The 13,069-nt window shown below is 40.7% G+C and carries 8 protein-coding genes; 1 reads left to right on the top strand and 7 read right to left on the bottom strand.

Annotated elements, in window-relative coordinates; genetic code table 11:
* Positions 1 to 54: 54 nt before the first annotated feature.
* The 7 genes from DC498_RS13100 to DC498_RS13070 all read right to left on the bottom strand — a co-directional run bounded on the left by DC498_RS13100 (position 55) and on the right by DC498_RS13070 (position 11,929).
* The gene (locus DC498_RS13100; protein ID WP_116874623.1) at positions 55 to 2,847 is read right to left on the bottom strand and encodes a CHAT domain-containing protein; all 2,793 of its coding nucleotides are present in this window, start codon (positions 2,845 to 2,847) and stop codon (positions 55 to 57) included.
* A gap of 393 nt (positions 2,848 to 3,240) precedes the next feature.
* Complete coding sequence (locus DC498_RS13095) at positions 3,241 to 6,024, bottom strand: CHAT domain-containing protein (RefSeq protein ID WP_116874622.1); 2,784 nt, start codon at positions 6,022 to 6,024, stop codon at positions 3,241 to 3,243.
* Positions 6,025 to 6,045: 21 nt separating this feature from the next.
* Positions 6,046 to 6,927 carry a tetratricopeptide repeat protein gene (locus DC498_RS13090; protein ID WP_116874621.1) on the bottom strand — a complete coding sequence of 294 codons (882 nt, stop codon included), beginning with the start codon at positions 6,925 to 6,927 and terminating at the stop codon, positions 6,046 to 6,048.
* Between the two features lie 109 nt (positions 6,928 to 7,036).
* Positions 7,037 to 7,651 (bottom strand): sigma-70 family RNA polymerase sigma factor, encoded by a 615-nt coding sequence (locus DC498_RS13085; RefSeq protein ID WP_116874620.1) that lies wholly within the window; start codon positions 7,649 to 7,651, stop codon positions 7,037 to 7,039.
* A 619-nt stretch (positions 7,652 to 8,270) separates the two neighbouring features.
* A complete protein-coding gene (locus tag DC498_RS13080; protein ID WP_116874619.1) occupies positions 8,271 to 9,614 on the bottom strand; it encodes an OmpA family protein in 1,344 nt (447 codons plus the stop codon).
* Between the two features lie 94 nt (positions 9,615 to 9,708).
* Positions 9,709 to 10,104, bottom strand: a complete 396-nt coding sequence (locus DC498_RS13075) for a septal ring lytic transglycosylase RlpA family protein (protein WP_116874618.1) — start codon at positions 10,102 to 10,104, stop codon at positions 9,709 to 9,711.
* Between the two features lie 109 nt (positions 10,105 to 10,213).
* Complete coding sequence (locus tag DC498_RS13070) at positions 10,214 to 11,929, bottom strand: L,D-transpeptidase family protein (protein ID WP_116874617.1); 1,716 nt, start codon at positions 11,927 to 11,929, stop codon at positions 10,214 to 10,216.
* Positions 11,930 to 12,108: 179 nt separating this feature from the next.
* Between DC498_RS13070 and DC498_RS13065 the strand changes: the two genes are divergently transcribed.
* The gene (locus DC498_RS13065; protein ID WP_116874616.1) at positions 12,109 to 12,900 is read left to right on the top strand and encodes an SDR family NAD(P)-dependent oxidoreductase; all 792 of its coding nucleotides are present in this window, start codon (positions 12,109 to 12,111) and stop codon (positions 12,898 to 12,900) included.
* The last annotated feature ends 169 nt before the right edge of the window (positions 12,901 to 13,069 follow it).

The following is a 13,069-nucleotide window of genomic DNA, read 5'->3' as shown; positions in this document are numbered from 1 at the left end:
TGTCATAGACTTAATAGCCATTACTGTCTATTATCATCACCCTTTACAAAAAAATTATTGCACCAGCGTAAAACCTGCCCAATAGTAAGGTGCGTATTTTTTACGCATGGTTTGTTGTGTAGTTAAAAAAGCTTTGCGGATAGTTTTCCCAGCAAACCAATGGGAGTAAAATGTTTCCATAAATTCAGCCGTTTCTTTATCAGGCACCTGCCAGAGGCTGGACATTACATAGTTTACTCCCGCCAGTTTAAATGCCCGTTGCAAGCCAAATACACCTTCGCTACCTTCTATTTTCCCCAACCCGGTTTCGCAAGCAGACAAAACTGCCAGTTGTGTATTTGGTAATTGTACCGAACTTATTTCAAGACCGGTCAATATACCGTCATCCTCGTTCAGTCCGGCTTTGCCTTTCCAGCCTTTATTGCCGCCCGCCATTATCAGCCCGCAACGCAGCAGGGGATTATCTGATACCTTAAAGGGTGCACCGGCATTGCTGCTTTGCGCAGTATCAGAAAGCGTGAAGCCATGTGTGGCAAAATGAATGACCTCCGGCGAATGATCTCCGCCCAGGTTCCTGAAAGCAGCTTCCGTAGCATTACCGCCAGTAAATATGACAGGCAGCTTTTGCAGCGCTTCAGCATCCGTTTTTATGGCATTGATCTCTGTTAAGGTATTGGGCAAAAAGCGAAAAGAATCTATATCGGCGCCACGGTTTTCGCGGTACACCCAGGCATAGGGATCGGGAAATACCGGAACACCTGTATCAGCGGACTGGCTATTGTAATTGATACCGCCAAACATGGCTATCGAAACAGGGGCAGAAGGGTGGGTTTCCCGCAAAGCTACCTGCCGGGTAGAAGTTAGCTGTACAAGATTATACTTATCGCAAAGCATCTCATTCTTGTTGTAAGGAATAGCGGCAAAAGCCACGCGGTGCAGCATACCGGCAGGTGAAAAATATATCGTTTGGGTTTCAGTAAGATAAGACTCCAATGCCTCCCATAACAGTTTATATAAGTCATTTGCAGCGCTTTGGTCGTATGCTGCCGGCTTTTCCCCCCTTGTGTTAACCGCCGCTTTGTAAGGAAATTTTTTCATGGCAGCGATCAATTGCTTTTCTTCACACAACACTACAAACCGGGGCGCCGTATCCTGCGGGCGAAGCAGCAAAGCCGCGTAATAAACAGTATCAGCAGCTTTTGCTTCGGTGTAGGTATAGGATTGCCCGTTAAGCCTTACAAACTCAATAGCTGTTTCACCACGTTGTAAATGCTTTTGCACATCCTGCCATGTAACGGTAAGCTGCTCCTTCATATTCCTGTAAGCTGCCGACCTGCGTAATATATCTTTCTCCTGCTGATTCAGGAGTGCGGCAACAGAATCTGTATTGGTATTTCTTTGGGATACCGGTGTCAGCAACAGGGTTGTATAATAAGACTTTTGCTGCAGGTAATTTTCCCAGCGTACTGCAAGCTCATCATCTTTTGACTGCGCCATATTTTGATACAACATCCTCGTATTTTGTAAGCCGATGCCGCTTATCAACAACCTGCTGTTGTAGGCTTCACCTGCTATCTCAGGATTTTTATGGCTCAGCAAAAACCGGTAAGGGTTGTCGGCAGCATCTTTCATCTCCTTTAAATAAGCAAGCAATTCTGTTTCAGATAAAAAATCCAGCTTTTGCAACAGCAGCTTGTTTTCTGTAACCATTGCTTCTTTTAAATATATAGCTGCCCCGGCGGGATCATCGGTACATAAGAGGTTTGCCATATCATATAGTAAGTTCAGACGGGAAGAATGCAATGTTAGACCCAGCTTATTGTAAATAGCAATAGATTTCTGAAAAAAAAGCTTTGCCAGCTCTTTTCTGCCGGATGAAGCATACAACCTGGCCAGGTTATTGCTGCAAATGGTATAAAGCGGCGATGCTTCCCCGCCATTTTCATTTACAATTTCCAACGCTTCTTTCAGGTATTTTTCAGCTACCCTGTATTTTCCCATCTCTGTATTTACGATCCCTATACGCCGCAAAAGATAAATATTGCTAGCAGCCTTTTTGCCCAGAACCTGCTGTTGAATTTTCAATGCCTTCCTGTATATAGAATCGGCTTTCGCCAGGTTTTGTCTGCGCTGGTATACATCTCCCAACGAAGCTAAAGCCGGGACAGATTTGTAATGATCCTCTCCGTATTTCTCCTTAATAATCTCAAATACCTGCATTGCTACGGCTTCCTGCTTTGCATAAAATCCCATTGTTCTATACAGTCTGGCCAACCTTTCCAGGGACAAAGCGTAGCCAATCGTATCAACAGGTTCCGTTAGCGCCATTTTACGTGCACTCAGGTACATTTCCTCTGCCTTATTTAAATTGCCTATTGTCAAATAAAAAGAAACATACTCATTTAAACACTCGGTATATGCTTTTTTATTTGAATTTTTCATTCCGCTTAAAATGACAGTTGCATTTTGGAACGCCTGCCCGGCTTCCCGAAATTGTCCTACGTTCGTATACATTGTCGCAACATATACAAGAAGCTGCCCGTATTGCGCGCTTGTTTCTCCATATTGCTTTTTTGCCCTCTCACAGGCTTGTACATAATAAACCAGGGCACTGTCAAACTTTGAAAGCGAATAATAAATGCCGGCTAACCGACTGGCAGCAGCTATATAGACTTTGTCATCGTTACTGATATCTTTTATGGCTTCAAAATTCTTTTTTACAAAAGGCAGCGCATTGGCCATTTGACGTTTTTCAATGTAATATCTTAGCGAGTCCATATCGCTCTGCGCCTGCACAAATAACTGCAGGCAAAAAAATATCCCCGTACATGCTAAAAAGAATTTCATACAATACCTTTAAGACTGAAAGATCACCTTCTTATAGTGGCTAATATTTTTTCCACATTTTTCACTAATATATGATTTTCTTTTATTTGAGCAGGGGCGCCTGCAAAATAGGGCGTATTTTAATTTTTCGCTGGTTTAGGATTGCACAGGGTTACTGAATGCATTAACCTTTGCTCACCGGTAATTAAGCAGGGCATATTTTTAAATACGGAAAATTGAAACGTACCCAAAATACTCCCGCAAAATATGGATATACCTAATTACATTAATTGCACAGCGAGATAATAAGGTAGGTGTGTGATGACTTGCCTGTTACTAAGGTTTATATGGTATACGGTACTATACGCTTAACAGCCCTTGCCTGCCCGCTATTATCACCCTTCCTGAAAAAACTTATTGCACCAATGTAAAACCCGCCCAGAAGTAAGGCGCGTATTTTTTTCGCATGGTATGTTGTGTAGTGGAAAATGCTTCGCGAATGGTTTTACCGTCCAGCCAATTCGCATAAAATGTTTCCATAAATTCAGCGGTTTCTTTATCAGGCACCTGCCAGAGACTGGCCATGATATAGTTAACCCCTGCCAGCTTAAATGCTCTTTGCAAGCCAAATACACCTTCACTGCTTTCTATTTTACCCAAACCGGTTTCGCAGGCAGACAAAACTGCCAGTTGTGTATTTGGTAATTGTACGGCGCTTATTTCAAGTCCTGTTAATATACCGTCATCTTCATTTGGTCCGGCTTTACCTTTCCATCCATTATTACCTCCGGCCATTACCAGCCCGCAGCGAAGCAACGGATTATCTGCCACATGAAAAGATACGCCGGCATTATTTTCCTGAGCGAAAGTATCAGGCAGTGAAAAGCCGTGTGTTGCAAAATGAATTACCTCTGGTGAACTGTTGCCGCCCAGGCTTCTGAAAGCCATTTCTGTAGCATGATCTGCAGTAAATGCAACGGTTCGTTTTTGGAATGTTTCGGCATCTCTTTTTATTGTAAAGATCTCTGTTAAAGTATTGGGCAAAAAGCGGAATGAATCCGGAGCAGCGCTGCGAATGCCAGGGTGTTCAGTGACGTAAAAGCCAGAAGAAGTATCAACTGACTGACGATTATAATTGATACCGCCAAACATAGCTATCGAAACCGGTGCAGGTGGCCGGGTTTCATGCAAGGCTACCTGGCGGGTAGAAGTAAGCTGCACAAGATTATATCTATCGCAGAGCAGTGCATTTTTTTTGTAAGGTATAGCCGCAAAGGCTACCCGGTGCAGTATACCATCAGGCGAAAAGTATACTGTTCTCGTATTGGCAAGATAAGACTCCAATGGCTGCCACACCAGTTTGTACAATGCATTGGTAAGCGTTTGGTCGTAAGCTACCGGTTTTCTTCCCCGGCTGTTAACAGCCGCTTTGTAAGGAAATTTCTTTAAGGCGTCAACCAACTGTTTCTCCTCACACAACAGTACAAATTGAGGCACTGTGTCCTGCGGGCGAAGCAACAAAGCGGCATAATATGCAGTATCAGCAGGAGCATCAATGTATAGGTCAAATTTATAATTGAACCTGACAAATTCAATGCTTATCTCACCTGGTTGCAAATATGCCTGCACATCCTGCCATTTGATCGAAAGCTTTTCTTTCATGCTCTGGTAATCTGTTGATCTTCGCAGTATATCTTTTTCCTGTTGGTTAAGGATGGCGGCAACAGAATCTGTGTTGACATTTCTTTTATTTGCAGGTGTTAATAAAAGGTTGGTATAAGAAGACTTTTGCCGGAGGTATTTTTTCCAAAGCACAGCAAGATTGCTATCCGTTGATTGCGCCATGTTTTGATAAAGAGTGCTGGTGTTTTGTAAACCAATACCGTTTGCAAGCAGCCTGCTATTGTAAGCTGCGCGGGCAATCTCGGGACTTTTATGACGCATTAAAAACAGGAAAGGCCTGTCAAAAAAAACAGATCTTCCTTTTAAATAAACAAGCAGTTCTGTTTCGGATAAAAAATCCAGCTTTTCCAGCAGCAGCCTTTGTTCTATTGCTACTGCTTCTTTTAAATATATGGTAGCTTTAGCTGCATCATCATCGTATAAAAGCTTTGACATATCATACAATTGCCTCAGACTGCTGGAATTTAGTTCTAATCCAAGTTTGTTATAAATAGCGAGCGTTTTTTGAAACAATGGCTCTGCCATTTCTTTTCGACCTGTCCGGGCGTAATACTTGGCAAGGGCATTCAAGCAAAAAGGATATTGAAATGTTTCTTCTCCACCATTTTTGTATGCTATTTCTACAGTTTCTTTTAAATATTTTTCTGCTGTTTCATATCTCTTCATTTCGGCATTAACGAGGCCTAAATTATTTAAGATCATAATGTAAGCGGTACTGTTTTCACCATTGGCCTGTTTATTGATTTTCAATGATTCGCTGAACATTGAATCAGCCCTCTCAAGCTTGTGCCTGCGCCAGTACAGGATTGCCAGATTATTTAAGGCGTTGGCGTAAGCAGGATGTTTTTCGCCAAACATCTCTTTCAGCATGCCCAATACATGCAACTGCGTTGTTTCCTGCTTATCATAATTACCCATTTTTTCGTACAGCATGCCTAGCTCGTGTAAGGCTAAAGCATATTCTGTTTTCTTTTCGAGAGGCTCTTTTGGTGCAACATTGCTGGCAGTAAGGTATAATTCTTCCGCCTTACTTAAATTACCCCTTAAATGATAAAAGCTTGCATGCTGGATTAAACTGAAGGCATAGTCATTTTTATAGGGAACATCTATTTTCTCTAAAATAGCTGTAGCTTTTTGATAAGCCTGCTCTGCTTCCTCAAATTTCCCCAATTCCCTGTACATCACTGCAACATCTACAAGGTATCTCCCATGTTTTTGACTCTTTTCTCCATATTGCTTCTTGGCTCCATTGCAGGATTTTAGAAAATAAGCCATAGCGCTGTCATTCATTGCCAGTCCGTAGTATACATTAGCCAGTGTGTATGAAGCAGAGATATATACAGTATCGTCGTTGTTGAGTGTTTTTACATTATCAAAGCTTTTCTTTGCAAAAGGTAACGCCCTGGCATACTGCCCTTTACTATAATAATATGCTGCTGAATCTTTATCATTTTGCTTTTGGGCAACTGATTGCAGACATAAAAACATTCCTGCAAGCACCAAAAAAAGTTTCATAAAATATTTTCGGAGTCAAATTTATTTTTTCAAAGCATCCAGTATTTTTCCTGCGTTTTTTACGAGGATATCGTTTTCCCTATTGTCAACAATACTCCTGCACAGCTTAGCAGCTTTCTCACCGTTATTTTCCTTTAAATGAATTAAAGCCAGGTACCATTGCGCTCTGGCACGTAAATTCTTATCCGGTTGATTATTCAATACCCATTTCAAATTAACTACAGCCTCATTGGTATTACCGGTTTGCAAAAAAGCTAATCCTTTATAATAATACCCCAGTTGCAAAATGCTTTTCCTGCTGCCTGTTTCATCAGCGCCACGGGTTTGAGGCAGGTCCTTTAAATTTAATTGTTGGAGTGCTTTATAATTGCCCGATTCATAATCCATCAAAGCTTCGGCCAGGAAAAGAGGATAGTGTTCAGGTAAAGTATCTTTTTTAAAATATTGTTTAAACAAGCCGACCAGGTCAATAACCTCAACGCTGTCTTTTTGCACTGGCTCTGCTACCATCACCTGCGGTGGAATAGCTGATTGCTGTGCTGTATCAATATTATTAGTACCGAAACCGGCTGTAACTGCATTTTTTTCTGTCTTTTTCAAAAAAATGGAAAGGAATACAATTGCCGTTACAGCGGCGGCGCTAATGGCAATCCATACCTGTAATCTCCTTACGCTAAGGTTTGATTTACTAATTTTATTAATGGTATTTACAGGCTCAACACCCGGAATAACGGTTATTTGCCGCAAAGCAAAACTATCTCTTACTGATTGCTCAAAGTCAAGCTGACTACGCATTTCCGGATTAGCGTTCAGCTCTTTTTCAAACGCGTCCATTTCCGCATCGTCCATTTCCGTATTAAGAAAACGCATGATCTTTTGATATTGTTCAGTAGTTATGTTCATACCGGAAATTTAGATATTTATAGTTTCTGGTTTTTAGTTTGTGGTTGAGCGATAGTGCGTTTATAATTTCTTGTTTATAGTTAAGGATAAACCATAAACCTCAAACCTTTCATCTCTCGTCCATCTCCTCCACCAGTTTCCGCAACCTTTCCATGCACCTGTAAATACGGTTAGTGGCAGATGGTACTTTAATAGCCAAAAGTGCAGCGATCTCGTCAGGTGTCTTTTCTTCAATATGCCGCCACTGGATGATCTGCCTGTCTTCGGCAGTCATTTTTTCCAGAGCCCGCATAATAAGTTCGTGCCTTTTTTCCTGCATTTCATTTTCCGTTTCAGTACTGTACATGGTTTGACCTGATAAAAAAAGCGCCAGCTTTTTATTCTTTCCTGCCAGCCGCTCTTCATCTTTCAATTGCGCTAAAAGTTTATACCGGCAATAATGAAACAAAACCGTTTTTACACTGGCATTGCTTTGATAAAGTTTACCTCGGCTGGCAGCTTCCTGTAACTTTAGCACCCCATCTGTAAAAGAATCATTGGCCGCAAATGCAATCACATCGGGTGAATAATGCCCATACATAATTTTAGCCCATTTTATAAATAGTGACTGGTAACAGGAGTAAAAGCAGGAAATTATTTTTTCAGACAGGGGGATTTTATTGTTTTTAAAAGCATCAGAAATAGTTTCTATATTAAGCAACTGCTGGCAAGTTATGTTCTTCATCAAATTTCAATTCTGTATTTACTCGACCTTATCGTATTATCAAATATAAAACCTCAATCTTTAACCACCAACAAGGCAATTATTTAGAATAATAACAGATAAAATACTGCTGTAGACCAAATCTGAACCTTATCAATCTCAAAAATTAAAGTGAATATTTTTTTCAGCGATTTTATTTTTATGAGCGTTGATTTAGATACAGAGAAGTAATGGTTCTTGAGATACCAATAAAAGATGAGTTCATAAAACAAGTATGCTATTATTACACCAAGTAACACAAAGGATCACAAAGTCCCACAAAGTTTTTTGTGTCTTTCGTGACTTCTCTGTGTCTTTTGTGATATTACATATTACACCAAGTAACACCAAGGCTCACAAAGTTCCACAAAGTTTCTTGTGTCTTTCGTGACTTCTCTGTGTCTTTTGTGATATTACATATTACACCAAGTAACACCAAGGCTCACAAAGTTCCACAAAGTTTCTTGTGTCTTTCGTGACTTCTCTGTGTCTTTTGTGATATTACATATTACACCAAGTAACACCAAGGCTCACAAAGTTCCTCCAATAAAAAAATCCCGGCACAGGGCCGGGACTTTTTAAAAGGCAGAGAACTTCTTTATTAATTATAGTGCAATTTTAAATCAACGCGGCGGTTTTTAGCGCGACCAGCGGCAGTTTTATTATCTGCGATTGGCTGATCCTGTCCAAAACCTGCAGAGACAAGACGGCTTGGATCAATACCACCCTTGGTAGTAAGATAATCCAATACAGATTTTGCTCTTGCTTCACTCAATATCTGGTTTTTATCAGGTTTACCGGTATTATCAGTATGACCTTCGATATCAAGTTTCAGATTAGGATCTTCATTCAATATTTTTGCAACTTCATCCAATGATTTGTTTGATTTTGCAAGAAGCTTAGCGCTACCGGTTGCAAAGAATACATTCTTAGCAGCTACATCAATACGTTTCTTAACTTCTTCCTTAATTTCAGGACATCCCTGGTTGCTTGCAGGTCCTGCAAGAGCCGGGCATTTGTCTTCTTCATCATTTACGCCATCACCATCTGTATCAGGTATCGGGCAACCATTGTATTTAGCCACACCAGCCTGGTTAGGACATTTATCTTCTTCATCATTTATACCATCGCCATCTGTATCAGGTATCGGGCAGCCATTGTACTTAGCCAAACCTTTTACATCAGGACATTTATCGTCTTTATCCTGGATACCATCACCATCTGTATCAGGACAACCGTTGAACTGGGCAAGCCCCGGAACTGTAGGACATGCGTCAATAGAGTCAACAATACCATCATTATCTGTATCAGCAGGTGGTGGGGGGGGTGGAATTACTTTTGGTTCTTTTTTCTCGAATAATGAACCGGCTACGCCAAAGCTATAGAACAAATGATTTGCTGTAGTAGCTGAAGTTACCGCAACACGGTATTGTGCGTTCAGGTTAATATAAGCCTGGTCGAGCAAGTTAATTTGCAAACCAACACCCAATGGCACATAAGCGCCCCAGTAACCGCTCCATTGTGAACCACCGATACCAGCAGTTAAATATGGAGACACCCAATACTTGTCGCTGAGTAATTTAGCGTTGATATTCGCATCAAGCTCAGCAAGCAATTTGTCGTTACCGCTCTGAGGCTTATCAGGCACAGGATAGCTAACGAATGTACCGCCAAGACGGGCCATGAAATCTAAATGATCAGTAAGACCCTGGAAATAAGACAATGCCAAACCAGGGCTCATTCTGCCTGTTTTGTACCATTGTTTATCTTTTAAAACCTGATTAAGAGAAGTGTTTTTTAAATCTTGTGCAGTTTGAAAATCGTGGAATGTAAAAGCGAAACCAAATGCAGGTCTCTTTTTGTAAGGATTTTTGATGCCATTTTCCTGGGCAACTACGGAACCGAGCATAATTGTTGCTAAAAGAACTAATACTGGTTTTCTCATAACATGTTTAATTTATTTAAGTAATGCAAAGGTAAAAGGTTGATTATGAATGTTCCAAAAATTAATATTTACTTATATCATTACTAACGCTCAACTAAGGGTTTTCTACTACTTCTACCCGCACTTTGGTCACTCCTTTTTTCAAAAAACCTAATTTCCGGGCTGCCTCCTTTGAAACATCAATAAGACGCTTATTCTTATGATGCATCCTGTCAGTAATCTGAACTATGACGGACTTTTTGTTTCGAAGGTTGCTTACCCTGACCCAGGTTCCTAAAGAAAGAGAATTATGTGCCGCAGTTAGCTTTTTTTCATCAAATTTTTGCCCGTTTGCCATCACCCTGCCATTGAACTTTCCTCCATAATAGCTTGCTATCCCTTCTTTTTTATAAATGACTTCTTTTTTCCCCCCACCATTTTTCTGGCTTTGAGCTAAAGAGCCGATAAATGCCAATACAGAACAAATAAGGATAGGTAACCATTTTTTCATGCAAACAAGGATTATTACACGCTCAGACAAACGATTTTGATATAATAAAATATAAAAAATACTATGTATCACTGGGATACATAGTTATCATAAATCAATTTTTGAGCCATTATAACGCAGAGATTACTTTTCTATTGCCCATATACATGTCGCGGGCAATTTTATCTTCAGCATAAATATCATCATACAGCACTATATTGCCGTCTTTTGCTGCAGCGGTGAAGTAGCGTATATATATAGGTAGCCGCTTTGAGAAATTCACCATGTGCTTTTCCTTTCTTTTCATCCAGGCGGCCAAAGTATCGGGTTTATAGCGTATACTGTCATTCTGTACAAGGTAATTGGACAGCTTTTTCCATTCCTGCACCCGCACGCAACCGTGACTAAGCGCACGTACCTTCCTCGAAAACAATCCCCTTGCATTGGTATCATGCAGGTAAACGCTGTATTTATTCCTGAAGTTGAATTTTATTACGCCAAGCGAATTATCATCTCCCTCACGCTGCTTTAGCTGGTATGGAAAATTATTTTTGTTGAGCTTAAACCAGTTCACAGAATGCGGATCGATAATGCTGTCGTTCTTGTCAACCACCATCAGGTTTTGCTTATCCAGGTATTCCACTTTACGTTGTATCTGAGGCAACATTTCTTTAAAAACAATACTGTATGGCACAGTCCACTGTGGAAATATTACGTAATTGGTAAGCTCGCTCGTAAGCACTGGTGTGCGGGTTTTGGGGTTTCCTATTATCACTTTCGATTCAAGCCTGAGTGTATCATTATCCCAAAGCTCAAATTTATAGGCCGGCAGGTTAACCCATAAATATTTTACAGGCATACTATCCGGCAATTGCTTATACCTGTCGAGGTTAATGGCTATACGCCTGAATTGCTCTATACCGGTATTATTTAATGCCGCTACTACGGCAGGACCTGCTTTGCCATCTACTTTTAAATCCTTGCTTTCCTGGAAACTTCTCACAGCGGCCCGTAGCTCTGCGGTATCAGCGGCGCGGTCATTAAAACTTATATAACCGCCCTCAAATAAACGCGTTTGCAGTTGGGAGATATATTCAAGAGAATCTTCAAAAGGATAGTTGATATAGGTATATGCTTTTCTGTCCATAGAGTCCAGGAAATATGGAAGAAAGCTCCGTATTTCCCGGTAGCCTTCGTAATTGGGCTCTAATTGCTGCAATACAGGAGTGAGTATTTTTTCCTGTTGAACCTTTTGCAGCAACGCTATTCCTATTGAATCGTTGAACAAGGTATCTTTCCGTAAAGTAATACTATCTCTTTGCAGGCGTCCTAATTTAATATCTCTGGTAATCTGCATGAAAGCGTCTGTAAACGATACATCCGCCCTTGCCCATAAAGCCGCGTCGAGCATTGAAACAGAATCCTTCTTAAGCTTTTCAAATATGGCATTCAGTTGAACATAATGGTAGTCTGTGGGAAACAAACCGTATGTTTCACTATGTTTAATAAAATCAAACAGGCTGTCTGCCATCTGTAACCATGCCTTTTGGTTACTCCATGTAACCAGAGAATCTTTTTGCGCATACCACGCTTTTACCAAAGGCATGCTTGTAAATATCACGCTGTCATTTAGCTTTCCGCCATTAGCCGAAGCAAAGTCTAGAATTGAAGCTATATTTTCAAAAGTTTTTTTATTGAGATCTTCCGGTTTCTTAACAATCTCAACAGGCTTGGGCGCTTCTGGTTTTTGCCGACATGCAAAAAGCAATAAGCAACAAACGCAAATACTTCCGGTCAGCCACTTACTAATAGTATAGGAGAAAGTACGATCAGAAAAAAACATCATGCAAAGGTTGGGTATAATTTGTATAATTAAGGTTAAACTAACAAATGCGATTAATACGGGTTATTAACGGAACTTTATTGCTTTTCTTTTTAAAACATCAACATATTATGACGCTAAGATACATGCGATAGATGTATGGTAATAAAAAACTTTAACTTTATCTTTCCTCACTTTTTAATATGACTAACGGTTGGTTAAAAGATAAAAATATTGTGATCATCGGCGGTACTTCCGGCATGGGCTTGGCCGCTGCCGCATTTTTTATACAGCAGGGCGCAAATGTTATTGCTGTTGGAAAAGATGATGAAAATGTACATGCAGCGGAAAAGGCCTTACCACGTAACGCCCAATTGCTTATAGCTGATGCCGTACAACCCGGTACAGCAAAACAGGCTATAGAAATATGTGCGGCAGCATATGGCTCATTCAACGGGCTGTTTCATGTGGCAGGTGGCAGTGGCAGAAAAATGGGAGACGGACCCTTGCACGAGTTAACGCTGGAAGGATGGCATAAAACCGTTGACCTGAACCTCACTTCAATGATGCTGTCGAACCAGGCGGCAGTACAATGGTTTTTGCAGCATAAAACCAGGGGCACTATACTCAATATGGGATCAGTGCTGGGAAGTTTTCCTTCTCCTGCTTATTTCAGCACGCATGCTTATGCGGCATGCAAATCTGCGGTAATTGGTTTCAGTAAATCAATTGCAGCATATTATGCAAAAAATAATATCAGGGTAAACGTAATTGCTCCCGCGCTTGTAGAAACGCCGATGGCACAGCGTGCGGCAAATGATGAAGCTATTCTTTCTTTCATAAAAACAAAACAACCTTTGGATGGAGGAAGAATAGGACAGCCAGATGATATTACAGGACTGGCTTGTTATTTTATGTCTGACTATTCCACATTCACTACCGGGCAGGTGGTATATGTGGACGGAGGATGGAATGTAAGTGAGGGACAGAGATGAGTTTTTAGCTGTTAGCTATCAGCAGTCAGGTGTCAGGTATCAGTGTCTTGTCCTAGCATAAGTAGACAGATTTAAGAACAAAAAAATCTGTAATACCATGACAAGAGATGTCCAAACGGTGATCCGGTATAGTATTAGCTTTAAGCAAAAAGTAGTCAGAGAGTTAGAA

Source organism: Terrimonas sp. (assembly GCF_003075435.1).
Classification (GTDB): Bacteria; Bacteroidota; Bacteroidia; order Chitinophagales; family Chitinophagaceae; genus Agriterribacter.
Note: the sequence above shows the minus strand (reverse complement) of the source record. Positions and strands in the feature narration are given on the sequence as shown.